General features: G+C 57.3%; 14 protein-coding genes. 8 read left to right on the forward strand and 6 right to left on the reverse strand.

Annotation, left to right across the window (positions count from 1 at the left end; genetic code table 11):
* The first annotated feature begins 226 nt into the window (after positions 1 to 226).
* From guaB to J7413_RS00965, 3 genes are all read left to right on the forward strand, one after another.
* Entirely contained in the window at positions 227 to 1675 is a 1449-nt protein-coding gene (gene guaB / locus J7413_RS00955) for an IMP dehydrogenase (protein WP_209095558.1), read from the forward strand.
* Positions 1675 to 2832 carry an RsmB/NOP family class I SAM-dependent RNA methyltransferase gene (locus J7413_RS00960; protein ID WP_209095559.1) on the forward strand — a complete coding sequence of 386 codons (1158 nt, stop codon included), beginning with the start codon at positions 1675 to 1677 and terminating at the stop codon, positions 2830 to 2832. The genes guaB and J7413_RS00960 overlap by 1 nt, the downstream gene beginning before the upstream one ends.
* A gap of 89 nt (positions 2833 to 2921) precedes the next feature.
* On the forward strand, positions 2922 to 5222 hold the full coding sequence (locus J7413_RS00965; protein WP_348538706.1) for an ATP-binding protein: 2301 nt from the start codon (positions 2922 to 2924) through the stop codon (positions 5220 to 5222).
* Here J7413_RS00965 and J7413_RS00970 read toward each other — a convergent pair.
* Positions 5219 to 5818, reverse strand: a complete 600-nt coding sequence (locus tag J7413_RS00970) for a sulfotransferase family 2 domain-containing protein (RefSeq protein WP_209095561.1) — start codon at positions 5816 to 5818, stop codon at positions 5219 to 5221. The genes J7413_RS00965 and J7413_RS00970 overlap by 4 nt on opposite strands.
* A gap of 196 nt (positions 5819 to 6014) precedes the next feature.
* On the opposite strand from J7413_RS00970, the gene recA reads away from it, so the two are divergent.
* The 5 genes from recA (at position 6015) to J7413_RS00995 (ending at position 11576) form a co-directional block, all read left to right on the forward strand.
* The gene (recA, locus tag J7413_RS00975) at positions 6015 to 7088 is read left to right on the forward strand and encodes a recombinase RecA (protein WP_209095563.1); all 1074 of its coding nucleotides are present in this window, start codon (positions 6015 to 6017) and stop codon (positions 7086 to 7088) included.
* Positions 7085 to 7639, forward strand: a complete 555-nt coding sequence (locus J7413_RS00980) for a hypothetical protein (RefSeq protein ID WP_247743273.1) — start codon at positions 7085 to 7087, stop codon at positions 7637 to 7639. The genes recA and J7413_RS00980 overlap by 4 nt, the downstream gene beginning before the upstream one ends.
* A 96-nt stretch (positions 7640 to 7735) precedes the next feature.
* Complete coding sequence (gene alaS, locus J7413_RS00985; protein ID WP_209095565.1) at positions 7736 to 10408, forward strand: alanine--tRNA ligase; 2673 nt, start codon at positions 7736 to 7738, stop codon at positions 10406 to 10408.
* A gap of 78 nt (positions 10409 to 10486) precedes the next feature.
* Complete coding sequence (locus tag J7413_RS00990) at positions 10487 to 10774, forward strand: DUF1330 domain-containing protein (protein ID WP_209095567.1); 288 nt, start codon at positions 10487 to 10489, stop codon at positions 10772 to 10774.
* Positions 10775 to 10793: 19 nt separating this feature from the next.
* On the forward strand, positions 10794 to 11576 hold the full coding sequence (locus tag J7413_RS00995; RefSeq protein WP_209095569.1) for a class II glutamine amidotransferase: 783 nt from the start codon (positions 10794 to 10796) through the stop codon (positions 11574 to 11576).
* Positions 11577 to 11578: 2 nt separating this feature from the next.
* On the opposite strand, the gene J7413_RS01000 is transcribed toward J7413_RS00995, so the two are convergent.
* The 5 genes from J7413_RS01000 to J7413_RS01020 form a co-directional block, all read right to left on the reverse strand.
* Positions 11579 to 12637, reverse strand: coding sequence for a hypothetical protein (locus tag J7413_RS01000; protein WP_209095571.1), 1059 nt, complete (start codon positions 12635 to 12637; stop codon positions 11579 to 11581).
* 208 nt (positions 12638 to 12845) lie between these two features.
* Positions 12846 to 14666, reverse strand: a complete 1821-nt coding sequence (typA, locus tag J7413_RS01005; protein ID WP_209095573.1) for a translational GTPase TypA — start codon at positions 14664 to 14666, stop codon at positions 12846 to 12848.
* 337 nt (positions 14667 to 15003) lie between these two features.
* A complete protein-coding gene (locus J7413_RS01010; protein ID WP_209095575.1) occupies positions 15004 to 15339 on the reverse strand; it encodes an SMR family transporter in 336 nt (111 codons plus the stop codon).
* Between the two features lie 15 nt (positions 15340 to 15354).
* Complete coding sequence (locus tag J7413_RS01015) at positions 15355 to 15999, reverse strand: YitT family protein (protein WP_247743274.1); 645 nt, start codon at positions 15997 to 15999, stop codon at positions 15355 to 15357.
* 134 nt (positions 16000 to 16133) lie between these two features.
* Positions 16134 to 17348, reverse strand: coding sequence for an NADP-dependent isocitrate dehydrogenase (locus J7413_RS01020; RefSeq protein ID WP_209095577.1), 1215 nt, complete (start codon positions 17346 to 17348; stop codon positions 16134 to 16136).
* Positions 17349 to 17429: the final 81 nt, after the last annotated feature.

A 17429-nucleotide genomic window follows, 5' to 3' on the forward strand; every position in this document is an offset into this window, starting at 1 on the left:
AAAGAAAACGTCATCTGGGTGGCGTACTGCGCGGAGCGGATGGGTGTGAGCCAATCTGGGCGGCAATCGGCGGTCTGCCTTGCGCCGCACGCTTTGCTGTGCAGATTGCGCGCGTTGGCGCAGCAATCGACGCAATAAAAGGGGCAAAGCAGGATTAGGGGTTTTCCACAACAAAAGGGCATGCGATAGGGACGTGCCAAACGAGGTTCCCCAAAGGAGATTTGCGATGGAGATTCGTGAGGCGCTGACCTTCGATGATGTTCTACTTGTTCCAGCTGCGTCGGCGGTGTTGCCCGCCACGGCGGATACGCGCACTCGGGTCACACAAAGCATTGATCTGAACATTCCGTTGCTGAGCTCCGCGATGGACACAGTGACCGAAAGCCGGATGGCCATTGCCATGGCGCAAGCGGGCGGCATGGGCGTGATCCATAAGAACCTTGATGCGGAAGCGCAGGCGCGCGAAGTGCGCCGGGTGAAACGCTTTGAGAGCGGGATTGTTTACAACCCGGTCACGCTGACCCCGAACCAGACACTGGCAGATGCCAAGGCGCTGATTGAGCGCTATCGCTTTACCGGTTTCCCGGTGGTGGACGAAGAAGGCCGTGTGGTGGGCATCGTGACCAACCGCGACATGCGCTTTGCCCAGAGCGATGACACGCCTGTTCATGCGATGATGACCACCAATGATCTGGCGATGCTAGCAGAGCCTGCGGATCTGGAAGAGGCCAAGAGCCTGATGCGCGCGCGCCGGATTGAGAAACTGTTGGTGCATGATGGGCAGGGCAAGCTGACCGGTTTGCTGACGCTGAAAGACACCGAGCAGGCCGTGCTGAACCCAACCGCCTGTAAAGATGATCTGGGCCGTTTGCGGGTTGCGGCGGCGTCCTCTGTGGGCGACAGCGGCTTTGCGCGCTCTGAGATGCTGATTGACGCAGGGGTTGATATTGTTGTTGTCGACACGGCGCACGGCCACTCTGAAGGTGTGATTGAGGCGGTGAAACGCATCAAGGCGCAGAGCAATGCTGTGCAGGTGATTGCGGGCAACGTGGCCACGGGCGACGCGACACGTGCATTGATTGATGCGGGTGCGGATGCGGTGAAAGTGGGCATTGGGCCGGGCTCGATCTGTACCACGCGGATGGTGGCCGGTGTGGGTGTGCCCCAGCTGACAGCGATTGATGATTGTGCGACCGCCGCCGGTGACGTGCCGGTGATTGCGGATGGCGGCATCAAATTTTCCGGCGACTTCGCCAAGGCGATTGCGGCAGGCGCAAGCTGTGCCATGGTCGGCTCGATGATTGCGGGCACGGATGAAAGCCCCGGTGAGGTGATCCTCTATCAGGGCCGTTCGTTCAAATCCTACCGTGGCATGGGCAGCCTTGGCGCGATGGCGCGTGGCTCTGCCGATCGCTACTTCCAGAAAGACGCGGCCAGCGACAAGCTGGTGCCGGAAGGCATTGAAGGGCAGGTGCCTTACAAAGGCCCAGCGGGCACGGTGATCCACCAGCTGGTGGGCGGATTGCGTGCGGCGATGGGCTACACTGGCAATGCCACCGTCGATGCGATGCGCAAGAACTGCAAGTTTGTGAAAATCACCGGTGCGGGGCTGAAAGAGAGCCACGTGCATGATGTGCAGATCACCCGCGAAGCCCCTAACTATCGGATCGGCTGATGACACCTGCGGCGCGCGTTCAGGCGGCGATTGAGGTTCTGGATCAGATCCTTGAAGGCGCGCCAGCGGAAAAAGCACTGACCGGCTGGGCGCGGCGCAGCCGGTTTGCCGGGTCCAAGGACCGGGCAGCCATTCGCGATCATGTGTTTGATGCCTTGCGTCAGCGCAACTCTGCAGCCCATTTGGGCGGCGGACTGAGCGGGCGCGCCTTGATGGTTGGTGTTCTTCGGGCGCAAGAGGTGGATCTGGACGGTCTGTTTTCTGGGGCTGCCTATGCGCCGGAAGCCTTGAGTACGGCAGAGATCGCTGCGTCCACTGCGCCGCAGGGAGCCCTGCCTGCCGATGTACCTGAGTGGTTGATTGCGCCGCTGAAAGACAGCCTTGGCGCGACGTATGAGACCACTTTGACGCAGATGCGTGCACGGGCGCCGGTGTTTTTGCGAGTCAATCTGGCGCAATCCTCGGTGGCGGATGCACAGGCGGCGCTCACGGCGGCAGGGATTGAAACACGGCCTGTTGGTCTTGTGGAGACTGCACTTGAGGTCACGCAGGGGGCACGTCGCATTCGGCAAGCTGCGCCTTATCTGAGCGGCGCGGTCGAGTTGCAGGATGCTGCGAGCCAGGCCATGGTTTCTGCGTTGCCTTTGAACAAAGGCATGAAAGTCCTGGACTATTGCGCCGGCGGTGGCGGCAAAACCCTGGCCATGGCCGGACGTGTGACTGGCCAGTTTCATGCCCATGATGCTGCCCCGCGCCGGATGGCGGATTTGCCTGAGCGTGCGCAACGGGCAGGTGTGAAGGTCTCTCTTACCTATGCGCCGCAGAAAGACGCGCCCTATGATTTGGTGCTGTGTGATGCGCCTTGTTCGGGCAGTGGCACCTGGCGGCGCACGCCGGATGCAAAATGGCGTTTTCAGCAGGATGATCTGGACGCGCTGCTGCAAACCCAAGCTGACATTTTGGACAAGGCGCAGGCCCTGGTCGCAGAGTGCGGCGTTCTGGCCTATGCCACATGTTCCTTTCTGAAAGCGGAAAACCAAGCGCAGGTTGCGGCATTTCATCAGCGCCACCCCGGCTGGGAAACAGAGTGGGTGCGCCAATTTGGATTTGAAGATGGTGGCGATGGGTTCTTTGGCGCGGTTCTTCGCAAAAAATAGCGAAACAGCGTCGGTTTACGATCACCATTAATCTGCGATTAAGGTTAATATATTCATATTAACCACAACAAATGACTATAGGTGTTCACGTGTCCACTCAGACCGATGCCGCGAAGGTGCATTCTCCCTCAAAAGCGGCCCCGTCTCACCATGCTGGAATTTTAGCGATCGCAGCGGTCGCGATGGTGGGGGCAGCGTTCCTTTTGGACGACGGTCTGCTGCGTCTGAGCATGATTTTGGCGAGTGGATTGACCGGTTTTGCCAGTGGTGTGACGATGCTTATGTCGGTGCAGCAGCGGTCTGGTCGCCGTGCGGCGGTGAACCTGTTGGCGCAGTTGTATGCACAGGACACTGATCAGATCTATGTGTCAGATATGCGGGGCGGCGTGCTTTATGCCAATGAGGCGGCACAGGCGGGCTCTCAGGCACGTCCGACCATTGAAGATGCGTTGGCCGGCTATGTGCTGGATGCGGAGCATAAAGCGCAGGAAGCCATTACAAAATGTCTGGAAGACGGATCATTTGAAGGTGATTTAATAATTCGTGACAATACGTTAAGTCTTAAAGTTAAGGTGGTTTCGCCGGGATTGCTGCTTTGGGTTTTGCAAAAAACGCATCCGGCGAAAGAAGGCGCTGCCGCGACAGGCATGCCGAAACTGCCTATGCTGACGGCTGGACGTACTGGAACGATTTTGTTCATGAACGCGGCTGCGCGTGGTTTGCTTGGCGAACGCAAAAAAACGCTGGTTGATGTGTTTGGGCCGGAGGTGAAGCAGCCACGTGACGCGAGCGTTGTGTACACATCCAATGGTGAACAGCAGTGTATGGTGGCCCAGTTTGATGCCACTGCCGGGCGCCGCGAAATTTATCTGCTTCCAAGCGACACGCCTGTGACACGTGATGGCACGATGCAGTTTGAAGAACTGCCCGTGCCGATTTTGAAGATTGAGCCTGAAGGCCGTGTAGTGCTGGCCAACCGGGCCGCGCGGGGGCTCATTCATCTTGAGATCACCTCTGAAACCGTGATGAGCGATTTGATGGAGGGGCTTGGCCGCTCGATACGTGATTGGCTGGTGGAGACCGCTCAGGGCAAATCGGTTAAGAAAAGCGAATTCCTGCGTCTGAAGCGCGACGACAAAGAGGTGATTGTGCAGGTCAGCCTCAACCGGATTGCGGAAGGGGGCGTGGGGTCACTTATCGCGGTGCTGAGCGATGCCACGGAGCTCAAGTCTTTGGAGGCACAGTTCGTGCAAAGCCAGAAGATGCAGGCCATTGGCCAGCTGGCGGGTGGTGTTGCACATGACTTTAATAATCTTTTAACTGCAATTTCAGGGCATTGCGATCTGTTGTTGTTGCGCCATGATCAAGGGGATGCGGATTATGCTGACCTTATACAGATCAATCAGAATGCCAATCGCGCCGCTGCGCTGGTTGGGCAGCTGTTGGCCTTTTCGCGCAAGCAGAACCTGCGGCCTGAAGTGCTTGATCTGCGTAACATACTCGCGGATTTGACTCATCTTCTCAATAGGTTGGTGGGCGAACGTGTGGCGCTGTCGCTGAGCAACGACCCTGTTCTGCCATCCATCCGTGCGGACAAACGCCAATTGGAACAGGTCTTGATGAACCTCGTTGTTAATGCGCGTGATGCGATGCCGGATGGCGGTGAAATCCTGGTCACAACAGAAGAGGTGACACTGGATCAACCATTGGAGCGTGACCGCGTTGTCGTGCCTGTCGGCAAATATGTGACGGTGAAGGTTGCTGACCAAGGTATTGGAATTGCACAAGATAAATTGCAAAAAGTGTTTGAGCCCTTCTTCACCACCAAACGTACGGGGGAAGGCACCGGGCTGGGGTTGAGCACGGCCTATGGCATCATGAAGCAGACCGGCGGCTTTATCTTTGTGGACAGTACAGAAGGCGTGGGGACGACATTTACACTGATGTTCCCGGCGTTTGGATCCGCCGAAGAGTTTGTTCCGGAGCTTGACGATGCGCGCCCGGACTTGCCCGTTGTTGAGCACAGCGGCGTAGTTCTTCTGGTGGAAGACGAAGCGCCGGTGCGCTCTTTTGCGACGCGGGCGCTGAAGATGCGCGGCTTCACCGTGCTTGAGGCGGCGAGCGGGGAAGAAGCGCTTGAGCTGCTTGCGGCAGAGCAGCCGAAGGTGGATGTGTTTGTCAGCGACGTGATCATGCCGGGCATTGATGGCCCAACCTGGGTGCGTCAGGCACGATCAGAATACCCTGATGTGCCGGTGATTTTTGTCTCTGGCTACGCCGAAGACAGTTTTTCCGATGATCAATCGCGCATTGAAAACTCAAGCTTCCTGCCCAAGCCGTTTTCGCTTGGAGATCTGACGGAAGCTGTGCAAGCGCGGATCAACGGCTAGGACAGACTTTCGTAAAGCTCAAACTCTGCGGCGCATTTGCGGCGCAGTTTTGCGAGCGTCTTCTCCGGCAGATCCAGTGGCATCGCCGGTGAGCTGTTGCGCTGCTCCAGTGTGATTTTTTGGCCCAGCCGTTCCTCAAGAAAGATCAGCAATTTGGCTTGGTCTTCGTAGCGGAAGAGGTGGTCCACCTGCACACCATTGGGGCGCGGCTCCAGAAATTTGGCCTGGCTTCCGACATTTGCAAAGGAGGCTTTCTTGTCGCCCTTCATGTATTCCTGCACAAATTCGTCAAAGCTCACATCATGTGTAGCGTTGCGATGGCCCCGCATACTGTCGCGGCGGCGGTATCTGTACCAACTGGAGAGCCAGCTGACAGGCTCACGCATGACGGCCATAAGTTCCATGTCATCGCGGTTGCAGGCGCGTTCAAACATTGGGCGGAAGAAGCGGTTGTAGCGATAAACCGGCGCATGTTTCAGCTCGGGGGGATTCGAAATCACCATGTCCGCAACAGGGGCCAAGGCCGCCTCGATCGCGGTTGTGCCGGTTTTGGGCACCGATAGGAACACAAGTTTTTTGTTCCAGAAAACAAGCATCTGCGCGGCCTCGCTGTGGTTTGTCTCAACTTATTATTGATCCGTAAACTAGTTGTTAACCAGCTTCTACGGAAGATGTTCTCATTCTTTTCTATTGATTTGTTCTCCTTTTGATCTCATAAGGTGTTAGAACAAGAGGTGAACACAGGCAGTGATTGCCGCCCGCGTGCGGGTGTGGAATAAGGAACCAAGCAAAATGGCAACGGCAGATCTTTTGACAATGACTTCCAAGAAATCCTCATCCCCGGATAAACAGAAGGCGCTCGACAGCGCTTTGGCACAGATCGAGCGGCAGTTCGGCAAAGGCTCCATCATGAAGCTGGGTGCCGACAACCCTGCACAAGAGATCGAGGCGACTTCGACCGGGTCCCTGAGTCTGGACATTGCGTTGGGCATTGGCGGTCTGCCTAAGGGTCGGATCATCGAGATTTATGGTCCGGAAAGCTCCGGTAAGACCACGCTGACGCTGCACTGCATTGCAGAAGAGCAGAAAAAAGGCGGCGTCTGCGCCTTTGTGGATGCGGAACATGCGTTGGATCCGCAGTATGCAAAGAAGCTTGGCGTCAATCTGGACGAGCTGCTGATTTCACAGCCCGACACCGGGGAGCAGGCGCTTGAGATCACCGATACGCTGGTGCGGTCTGGGGCTGTAAACATGGTTGTGGTCGATTCGGTTGCGGCGCTGACGCCGAAATCCGAACTTGAAGGCGATATGGGTGACAGCAACGTGGGTGTGCAGGCGCGCTTGATGAGCCAGGCGATGCGGAAACTGACCGGCTCGATTGCGCGCTCCAACTGCATGGTGATCTTCATCAACCAGATCCGGATGAAAATTGGGGTGATGTTTGGCAGCCCGGAAACCACAACCGGTGGTAACGCGCTGAAATTCTACAGTTCTGTGCGTCTGGACATCCGCCGCATTGGCGCGCTGAAAGACCGCGACGAGGTGGTTGGCAACGCGACCCGCGTGAAAGTGGTGAAAAACAAAGTGGCGCCTCCATTTAAGCAGGTCGAATTCGACATCATGTATGGCGAAGGCATCTCCAAAATGGGGGAACTGCTGGATCTGGGCGTGAAGGCTGGCGTGGTGGAGAAATCCGGCAGCTGGTTCAGCTACGGGGATGAGCGGATCGGGCAGGGGCGTGAGAACGCCAAGACCTTCCTGAAGGAAAACACCCGTATGGCGCTTGAGATCGAAGATAAGATCCGTGCGGCCCATGGGTTGGATTTTGATATGCCACCTGTTGATGATGAGCTGTTGGAAGATTGATCCCGTCACGTGAAGATTTGATGCGGGCTTTGCCGCATGTTTTGGCCGCTCCCAAAGACGGGGCGGCCATTTCGCATTTGTGCCTGCGCCCCGAACGCAACACGCGCAAATTTGTGGATGAAATCACCCTGACCAAGGCACAGGGCATTCCCGGTGAGCGGTGGATGACACAGCCCTGGATCCGCACCGAGGCAGGTGATCCCCATCCGGGCATTCAGGTCTGTGTGATCCCCAAACGGGTGCTCGATCTGGTGTGGTCGCCAGATGAGGACGTGCTTCATCCCGGAGACACTTTTGCCGCCGATCTGGACATGACCGAAGAGAACCTGCCGGAGGGGCAGCTTTTGTCGGTGGGCACCGCTGTGTTGCGGGTGTCTGAGGTGTTCAATGATGGCTGCGTGAAGTGGAAGGCGCGATACGGGAGCGATGTGTATGACTGGGTGCGCGCGCCGGAACATCGTAAATACCGTTTGCGCAGCATTTTGTGCAGCATTGAACAGGACGGTGTTGTGCGGACGGGTGATGTGATGCGGAAAATCGACCAGATATGAGTCCAATTCCGCTAAGCGGGCTTTGACATGTGGACAGGCGGGCGTGGGGGTTATAAACCCGCTTCGATATCGAAACGCACAGGTTGAGAGACCCCCATGGCCAGCTTAAACGACATTCGGTCGACCTTTCTGAATTACTTTGCCAAACAGGGCCATGAGATTGTAGACTCAAGCCCGTTGGTGCCACGCAATGACCCGACGTTGATGTTCACCAACTCGGGGATGGTGCAGTTTAAGAACCTCTTCACCGGTGTGGAAAAACGCGACTATCAGCGCGCGACCACGTCGCAGAAATGTGTGCGCGCCGGTGGCAAGCACAACGATCTGGACAACGTGGGTTATACCGCGCGCCACCACACCTTCTTTGAGATGCTCGGCAACTTTTCGTTTGGCGACTACTTCAAAGATGACGCCATTCCGTTTGCCTGGGAGCTGATCACCAAAGAATTCGGCATTCCGAAGGATAAGCTCTACACCACCGTCTATCACACCGATGACGAGGCTTTTGAGATCTGGAAGAAGCTGGGCGTGGCAGAAGAGCGGATCATCCGCATCGCCACCTCTGATAACTTCTGGCAGATGGGGCCAACTGGCCCCTGTGGTCCGTGCACGGAAATCTTCTATGATCACGGCGATCACATCTGGGGTGGCCCTCCCGGCTCCCCTGAGGAAGATGGCGACCGTTTCATTGAGATCTGGAACGTGGTGTTCATGCAGAACGAGCAGTTTGAAGACGGCTCGATGAAGGCGCTGGACATGCAGTCGATTGACACCGGCATGGGGCTGGAGCGGATCGGCGCGTTGCTGCAGGGCAGCCATGACAACTATGACACCGATCTGTTCAAGGCGCTGATTGAAGCCTCCGCCAATGTGACCTCGACCGATCCTTATGGCGACCAAAACGTGCACCACCGCGTGATTGCGGACCATTTGCGCTCTACCTCTTTCCTGATGGCGGATGGTGTGATGCCGTCCAACGATGGCCGTGGTTATGTGCTGCGTCGTATTATGCGCCGCGCGATGCGCCATGCGCACCTGCTCGGGGCCAAAGATCCTGTGATGCATCAGCTGGTGCCATCTCTGGTGCAGCAGATGGGCCAAGCCTACCCGGAGCTGGGACAGGCGCAGGCGTTGATTGAAGAGACGCTGAAGCAGGAAGAGACCAAGTTTAAGGCGACATTGGACCGTGGTCTGAAGCTGCTGGATGATGAACTTGGTGGTCTTGAGGAGGGCGCACCTTTGTCTGGTGCAGCGGCATTCAAGCTTTATGACACCTATGGCTTCCCGCTCGACCTGACGCAGGATGCGTTGCGCGAGAAGGGCCGCGAGGTTGACACCGATGGGTTTGACGCAGCGATGGCAGAGCAGAAAGCCAAAGCGCGTGCGGCCCATGTGGGCTCCGGCGATGTGGCCGAAGATGCGATCTGGTTTGATATTGCCGAAGACAACGGAGCGTCCGAGTTCCTGGGCTACGACACCGAGACCGCCGAAGGTCAGGTGCAGGCCGTGCTGAAAGACGGCGCGCTTGTGGATGCGCTGGCGGATGGCGAAGAAGGCTGGCTGGTGATGAACCAGACGCCGTTTTATGCCGAAAGCGGTGGTCAGGTTGCGGACCATGGATTGGTCGAGCGTCTGGAAAACCGTGATCACCTTGCCCATGTCACCGATGTTCAGAAGTTCGCTGATGGCAAGTTGATTGCCCATAAGGTGAAAGTCACACGTGGTGCGATTTCCAAGGGTGATCCTGTTGCGATGATCGTGGATCATGCGCGCCGCACGTCGATCCGTGCCAACCACTCGGCGACCCACCTGTTGCATGAAGCCCTGCGCAATGCGCTTGGCGAACATGTGGCGCAGCGCGGCTCGCTCAACGCGGATGACCGTCTGCGCTTTGATTTCAGCCACAACAAGGCGCTGAGCCCGGAAGAGCTGGCCAAAGTTGGCCTCGAGGTGAACGCCTATATTCGTCAGAACACCGCGGTGGAAACCCGGATCATGACCCCGGATGATGCCCGCGAAATGGGCGCGCAGGCGCTGTTTGGCGAGAAATATGGCGATGAGGTGCGTGTGGTCTCTATGGGCCGCGCAAACACCGGCAAAGGCCTGAATGGCGATACCTATTCGCTGGAGCTTTGCGGCGGCACCCATGTGAAACAGACCGGCGATATCGGTGTGTTTGTGTTGTTGTCTGACAGCGCGTCCTCTGCGGGTGTGCGTCGGATTGAAGCGCTGACCGGTGAGGTGGCGTTTGCGCATCTGGAGCGTGAAGCCAAACGTGTGGCCGAGGTGGCTGGCACGCTGAAGGCGCAGCCTGCTGACATCGTGGACCGTGTGAAAGCGCTTCTGGATGAGCGTAAGGCGCTGCAAAACGAAGTGGCGATCCTGCGTCGTGAGCTGGCCATGTCTGGTGGGGCTGGTCAAGGCGCTGGCCCGGAAGCCAAAGAGATCAACGGTGTGAAATTCTTTGCACAGGTGCTCTCTGGTGTGTCCGGCAAAGACCTGCCACCGCTGATTGACGAGCATAAGGCGCGTCTCGAAAGCGGTGCGGTTCTGCTGATTGCGGACACCGATGGCAAAGTGGCCGTGGCTGCGGGCGTGACCGATGATCTAAAAGGCGACCTGAGCGCTGTGGATCTGGTGCGCGCGGCCGTGGGCGCATTGGGCGGCAAGGGCGGCGGTGGCCGTCCGGATATGGCGCAGGGCGGTGCCAAAGATGCCTCCAAAGCAGACGAAGCTTTTGCGGCTGCTGAAGCGGTGATCGCAGGCTGACCATTTGGTCAAATTCTACTTGGACTGCCCGGCAATTCGCTTAGAGTGTCGGGCAGAACAACAGGATTGGAGAGCCAGATGGGCGCACTTTGGATTGCACATGTCACCGTGACCGACGCGGAGGCCTATGGAAAATACGCAGAGCTTGCAGGCCCTGCGATTGCCAAACATGGCGGCGAATTCATCGCGCGTGGCGGTAAATTTGTGCAGCTTGAGGGCAAGGAGCGCCCCCGCAATGTGGTGGCGAAGTTCCCGGATGTGGACGCGGCGGTGGCCTGTTATCACAGCCCGGAATACCAAGAAGCACTGAACCATGCGCGCGGCGCAAGTGAGCGCGAATTGATGGTGGTTGAGACCACCGACTGACAGTAAGGAGACTGGCCAGATGTGTCGTTGGGCCGCCTATATTGGGCACCCCTGTTATCTTGAAGATCTCGTCACGCGGCCAGATCACTCGCTGATCCAGCAAAGTATGCAGGCAACGGAATGCAAAACCCAGACCAATGGCGATGGCGTTGGTCTGGCCTGGTACGGCAGCCGCCCGGAACCGGGGCTGTACCGCGACACCCATCCGGCCTGGTCTGATCCCAATCTGCGCTCCCTGACCGCGCAGGTGCAATCGGAGCTGTTTCTGGCCCATGTACGGGCCTCGACCGGCACTGCCACCAGCCGCAACAATTGCCACCCTTTTGCGGTGGGCAAATGGTCTTTCATGCACAATGGGCAGATCGGGGGATTTGAGAATTTCCGCCGCCGCGCGGATATGCTGATCCCGGATGAGCTTTATCAAGAGCGCAAAGGCGCAACGGACAGCGAAGTGCTGTTTCTCCTCGGGCTGACCGAAGGCTTGCAGGACAATCCACGCGAGGCGATGGAAATTGCTGTGGGCATTCTGGAACGGATGAGCCGCGAACGGGGCAGCACGCCACATATGCGACTGGCCACAGCCTTTTCCGATGGCGAGACGCTTTACGCGATCCGCTATGCTTCAGATGACCGCGCACCCACAGTCTATCACAAAATCAGCGACAGCCGCAGTGGCCGCGCGGTGGTGAGTGAGCCATTGGTGCCCGCCGAAGAGGGCTGGGAAGCGGTGCCGCCGGGCAGTTTCTGCCGCTTTCACAAAGACGGCAGCTATGAGATTGTACCGTTTTCGCCGCTGAGCTGACGCTAGATCAAAAAGAACTTCACGGCCCAGAACAGGAAAATGCCGTGCAGGATCGGGTAGACCCAGATCACCAGATAGGTGTCGATCTTGCGTGCCAGCGCCTCGCGGCCGGTGGTTTTCATGCGTCGGAGCATGATGTTCACAAGCACTGTTGAGCCGGTGATGACAAACATGCCTGCGAGCAGGGAATCCATGAAGGTCAAATAGCCGAGCTTTGGCAGCATCGTGGAAATCGCGAAGTTGAAGGCGACGAACACCAGCAGATTGGCGGAGGCCATGTCGATGCGGCGGCGGTATTCTTCCAGAAAGAACGTGGCCCAGGTCACAAAGAGGATGATGACCAGCGGCAGCATGATGCGCAGCATGTAATATTGCACGTGGCGCTTGCCCGTGAAGCGCAGTGCCACCATCGAGGTATCCCGTTCGCCAATCCCGGCGACAGTGCTGGCGGCGATGCTGGGGTTGGCCAGAATCCATTCTTCTTCGCCCAGAAGATCCCCCATGCCTGTTTTTTCTTCCAGCGGGTAAAACTCTACAAATTCGCTGGGGAGAAGAGAGGAGACTTCGACAAAAAACACCTGTTTGTCAAAGGGATACCTGCGAAAGTTGAAATGTGGGGCCTGGAAGGTTGCGGTGAACCGTTCGGCGTAATGTGTGGTGCCTGTCGCAGAGACCACAATTGTTGATTGCTGCGTGAAGCGGCGTCCCTGTTGATTTCGGAAAATGAAATAGGGTGGGAAAGTTTCGGTTTCTAAAATGGCTTCGGCGAAGTCTTCTGCGCTGTAGACTTTGTATTCAGCCCCATGTTCTTCCGGATCAAAAGCCAGTTCGGGATAGTCCACCTGTAGAAACAATGTGCCGACAACGCCGAAATTTTCCGCCTGTTGGTCCACAAAGGTGATTTGATCGATGAAAACGCCAACGCCAACTTCTTTGGGGGCCTCTTGAGAGGTGATGCTTTGAAGGGCGCGGAGTTTTCCGAAGGCTTCCGTCTGCGCATGGAGCGCGGATGTGAAGGCCAAGAGGCTGATGAGAATAGCCGCAATTCTTTGAAACAACATGAGCTGTCAATGACCATAGAAATTCAATTGGGCTTAGCGTCAAACAAATTGCGCTTTTTCTCAAGCCCTAAGTCGAATGAACAAGGATTTGGTCGGCTTAGGTTGCCTCCGGTGTTGCGCGCGCAGGCGCAGTGCCGCTAAAAGCAAACGCCCAAAAGAAAAAGCCCCGACGTTGGTCAGGGCTTTCTGTGAAGGTATCTTAGCCGGCTTACTGCGCCGATTTGGACATCCGCTTACGCTCGTGTGGGTCCAGATAGCGTTTGCGCAGACGCACGTTGTTGGGGGTCACTTCCACCAGCTCGTCGTCGTTGATGTAGGCAATCGCCTCTTCCAGAGAGAGCACCATCGGCGTGGTCAGGCGCACCGCTTCGTCGGAACCTGAGGCGCGAACGTTGGTGAGCTTCTTGCCTTTGAGCGGGTTCACTTCAAGATCGTTGTCGCGGGAGTGCTCGCCGATGATCATGCCGGTGTAGACGTCAGCCTGTGCGCCGATCATCATCTTGCCGCGATCTTCGAGGTTCCAGAGGGCGTAGGCCACAGACTGGCCGTTCTCCATGGAGATCAGAACACCTGCGCGGCGGCCCGGGATGGCGCCTTTGTATTCGGTCCAGCCGTGGAACACACGGTTCAGAACGCCGGTGCCGCGGGTGTCGGTGAGGAATTCGCCGTGGTAGCCGATCAGGCCACGGGAGGGGACGTGCGCGATGATGCGGGTTTTGCCAGCACCGGCAGGGCGCATTTCAACCAGCTCGCCTTTGCGCGCCCCGGTGAGTTTCTCGATCACAGCACCGGAGTATTCGTCATCCACGTCGATGGTGGCTTCTTCGACCGGCTCCATGCGGACCCCGTTTTCTTCGCGCATGATCACCTGTGGGCGAGAGATCGACAGTTCAAAGCCTTCGCGGCGCATGTTTTCGATCAGAACGCCCATCTGAAGTTCGCCACGACCGGACACCTCAAAAGCTTCGCCACCCGGGGTGTCTTCGATTTTGATCGCAACGTTGGACTCGGCTTCTTTGTAGAGGCGGTCACGGATCACACGGGACTGCACTTTTTTGCCGTCACGACCGGCCAGCGGGCTGTCGTTGATGCCGAAGGTCACGGTGATGGTGGGTGGATCGATGGGCTGTGCCTCAAGCGGCTCATCCACAGCGAGCGCACAGATGGTGTCTGCCACGGTGGCTTTCGCCATGCCCGCGATGGAGACGATGTCGCCAGCTTGCGCTTCTTCGATATCCTGCTGAGCCAGGCCACGGAAGGCTTGGATTTTGGTGACGCGGAACTGTTCGATTTTCTGGCCGATGCGGGAGATCGCCTGAACGGTGGCGCCCACTTTCAGCGTGCCGGATTCCACACGACCGGTGAGGATGCGGCCCACAAATGGGTCAGAGCCCAGTGTGGTCGCCAGCATGCGGAAGTCATCGTCCTGACGGGTCACCTGCTTGGGTGCAGGGACGTGGTTCACGATCAGGTTGAAGAGCGCATGCAGGTCTTTGCGCGGGCCATCAAGCTCTGCATCTGCCCAGCCGTTGCGGCCAGAGGCATACATATGCGGGAAGTCGAGCTGATCGTCGTTGGCGTCCAGCGAGGCAAAGAGGTCAAAACACTCATCCAGCGCTCGGTCAGGCTCGGCGTCTGGTTTGTCCACTTTGTTGAGCACCACAATCGGGCGCAGACCCAGCGCAAGGGCTTTTGAGGTCACAAATTTGGTCTGCGGCATCGGGCCTTCGGCGGCGTCCACCAGCAGAACCACACCGTCCACCATGCTCAGGATACGCTCCACTTCGCCGCCGAAGTCGGCGTGGCCGGGGGTGTCCACGATGTTGATGCGGGTGCCTTTCCATTCCACGGAAGTTGGCTTGGCAAAGATCGTGATGCCGCGTTCGCGCTCCAGATCGTTGCTGTCCATGGCGCGTTCCGCCACTTCTTGGTTTTCCCGGAATGCGCCCGACTGTTTCAGCAATTCGTCCACAAGTGTGGTTTTGCCGTGGTCAACGTGAGCGATGATGGCGATGTTGCGAAGATCCATAAGGGCAGCCTTTTCTGTTCGCGCCCGCCCTAACGCGGGTTGGTGCAAAAGGCCAGCCCTTTATGGGAAAATAGGCGGAGTTTGCATTTAGGCATGTCACCGGCGCGAGACGGATTTGACCTCCGACGAGGCGTTCACACCGTAGCGATCTGGTTGATCGGAAGGTTTGAACACGAAGGCAGGGGCCAAGTCCGCCGTGTCGCGAAGCGATTTCGCCAAAATCTGCCCTTGCTGCGTTGTTTTCGCTTGAAAGGGGAGCCACCCTTCCTGCGCAAAAACGCCTTGCAAGCCCAGATTTTGGTCTGAAACCGGTGAAATTCCTAAATGCAGACGCCGCCTAATGCACGGCGGTCTTGGAAAACAGGTTGATGACGAGGATGCCGGCAACAATGAGGCCCAGACCAAGGACGGCGGGCAGGTCGAGCTTTTGGCCGAAAGCAAAATAGGCGATCACAGAGATCGAGATGATGCCAAGGCCGGACCAGACCGCATAGGTGATGCCCACTGGCAGAAATTTGAGCGTGAGGGCCATCATGTAGAAGGCCAGACCGTAGCCGATCACCACAATGATGGAGGGGATCGGTTTGGTGAACTGCTGGCTTGCCTGAAGCGCTGCGGTGCCGATGGTTTCAAATACAACGGCGATCATGAGGATCAGATAGGCTTTGGGCATGGTGCGTCCTGAGTGTCAGCGCGCGATGTAGCGATCGCGCCGGTGGTTGGTTGCGATCATTATATTGGTGATTGCAGCACCGATCATAGAGAAGGCGACAGCGCTAAGGTCAAAAAACGACAAGGCGAGCGCGAATACGCAAATATCAAACCCTAGTTGAACCCAACCAGCTTTGATGCCTTTGGTGTCTTGTAGCCAAACGGCGACGATGCCAACGCCACCAAGCGTTGCGCCATGGCGGAACAGGGCGATCAGGCCGGAGCCTGCGGTGATGCCTGCGAGGACCGCGGCCACCAGACTGTTGAGGTTACTGATGGTGAAGAAGCTGGGCAGCACATAAGACCAGAGTGAGAGCAGCCCGACAGCCATGAAGGTTTTGATTGTAAACTTTGCGCCCATTCGAAGGTAGGCGATCACATAGAATGGCAGGTTGAAGGCAAAGAACAGCAGCGCAAATGGCACGCCAACCGCTTTGCTGGCCACCAGTGCAAGCCCTGCGATCTGCCCGGTGAACAAACCACTGTTTTGCAAAAATGTGACCGACAAAGCGACCAACAAGGTGCCAACGATGAGCCCCTGAAAATCATCAAAGAGGCTGTGTTGTTCGGGATGCGGGGACTCAAGAAAGCTAACCATGGTCGGGATGTGCGACAGGGGCATGCATCTGTCCAGTGGTCTGGGCGCATAGCTGCTATGAGACAGGCTCAAAGCTTTGACTTTGCACGATGTTTGGGCAGGCGGCGGATTTGGGAGGCGCCCGCTTGGGGCGCCTCGTATGACGTGTGACGATAGGGTTAGCCCGCGAGCGCCTTGTTGAGGTTTTCATCGACCTTTTCAAGGAAGCCCATGGTGGTGAGCCAGCCCTGATCCGGGCCAACCAGAAGCGCGAGGTCTTTGGTCATGTGGCCGCTCTCTACGGTTTCGATGATCACGCGCTCCAGTGTCTCGGCAAAGGCGCGCAGGGCGATGTTGTTGTCGAGTTTGGCGCGGTGCTTCAGGCCGCCGGTCCATGCGTAGATTGAGGCGATCGAGTTTGTGGAGGTGGCTTCGCCTTTCTGGTGTTGGCGATAGTGGCGGGTGACGGTGCCGTGGGCCGCCTCTGCCTCCACGATCTTTCCATCCGGGGTCATCAGCTGGCTGGTCATCAGCCCCAGTGAACCAAAGCCCTGCGCCACGGTGTCAGATTGGACGTCGCCATCGTAGTTTTTGCAGGCCCAGACAAATTTGCCGTTCCATTTCATGGCGCAGGCGACCATGTCGTCGATCAGGCGGTGCTCATACCAGATACCGGCGGCTTTGAATTTCTCTTCAAACTCCTCTTCATAGACCTTTTGGAAGAGATCTTTGAAGCGGCCGTCATAGGCTTTCAGAATGGTGTTCTTGGTGGAGAGATAGACCGGCCAGCCCAAGTTAAGGCCATAGTTGAGCGAGGCGCGCGCGAAGTCGATGATCGAGCTGTCGAGGTTGTACATCGCCTGATAAACGCCAGCGGATGGGGCGTCATAGACTTCTTTTTCGATCACGGTGCCGTCTTCGCCGACAAACTTCATGGTCAGCTTGCCTGCACCGGGGAAGGTGAAATCGGTGGCTTTGTACTGATCGCCGAAGGCGTGGCGGCCCACCACGATGGGGGAGGTCCAGCCGGGCACAAGGCGGGGCACGTTGCGGCAGATGATCGGCTGACGGAAAACCACACCACCAAGAATGTTGCGGATTGTGCCATTCGGGCTGCGCCACATTTTTTTGAGGCCAAACTCCTCGACACGCTGTTCATCAGGGGTGATGGTCGCACATTTGATGGCGACGCCCACCTCTTTGGTTTTCTCTGCAGCGTCGATGGTGATCTGATCTTCGGTGCGGTCACGCTCCTCGATGCCCAGATCATAATAGAGCAGATCGAGATCGAGGTAGGGCAGGATCAGTTTGTCTTTGATGAACTGCCACATGATGCGGGTCATCTCATCGCCGTCCATTTCGACGATCGGGTTTTCAACTTTGATCTTGGTCATGGGGGTCTCCTGTGAGCCGAGTCATTTGCCGCCTGCTTAGAGCAAGATGGGTTTGGTTGAAAGTGTTGTATGCAATAGTAT

The organism is Shimia sp. R10_1 (genome assembly GCF_017744095.1).
Lineage (GTDB): Bacteria > Pseudomonadota > Alphaproteobacteria > Rhodobacterales > Rhodobacteraceae > Shimia.

What these genes read in the sequence shown, in the direction of transcription:
- J7413_RS00970 (WP_209095561.1), bottom strand. Translation starts at nt 5,818, where the DNA reads ATGCTTGTTTTCTGGAACAAAAAACTTGTGTTCCTATCGGTGCCCAAA.
- typA (WP_209095573.1), bottom strand. Translation starts at nt 14,666, where the DNA reads ATGGATCTTCGCAACATCGCCATCATCGCTCACGTTGACCACGGCAAA.
- J7413_RS00960 (WP_209095559.1), top strand. Translation starts at nt 1,675, where the DNA reads ATGACACCTGCGGCGCGCGTTCAGGCGGCGATTGAGGTTCTGGATCAG.
- J7413_RS01000 (WP_209095571.1), bottom strand. Translation starts at nt 12,637, where the DNA reads ATGTTGTTTCAAAGAATTGCGGCTATTCTCATCAGCCTCTTGGCCTTC.
- guaB (WP_209095558.1), top strand. Translation starts at nt 227, where the DNA reads ATGGAGATTCGTGAGGCGCTGACCTTCGATGATGTTCTACTTGTTCCA.
- recA (WP_209095563.1), top strand. Translation starts at nt 6,015, where the DNA reads ATGGCAACGGCAGATCTTTTGACAATGACTTCCAAGAAATCCTCATCC.
- J7413_RS00990 (WP_209095567.1), top strand. Translation starts at nt 10,487, where the DNA reads ATGGGCGCACTTTGGATTGCACATGTCACCGTGACCGACGCGGAGGCC.
- J7413_RS01010 (WP_209095575.1), bottom strand. Translation starts at nt 15,339, where the DNA reads ATGCCCAAAGCCTATCTGATCCTCATGATCGCCGTTGTATTTGAAACC.
- J7413_RS01015 (WP_247743274.1), bottom strand. Translation starts at nt 15,999, where the DNA reads ATGCCCCTGTCGCACATCCCGACCATGGTTAGCTTTCTTGAGTCCCCG.
- alaS (WP_209095565.1), top strand. Translation starts at nt 7,736, where the DNA reads ATGGCCAGCTTAAACGACATTCGGTCGACCTTTCTGAATTACTTTGCC.
- J7413_RS01020 (WP_209095577.1), bottom strand. Translation starts at nt 17,348, where the DNA reads ATGACCAAGATCAAAGTTGAAAACCCGATCGTCGAAATGGACGGCGAT.
- J7413_RS00995 (WP_209095569.1), top strand. Translation starts at nt 10,794, where the DNA reads ATGTGTCGTTGGGCCGCCTATATTGGGCACCCCTGTTATCTTGAAGAT.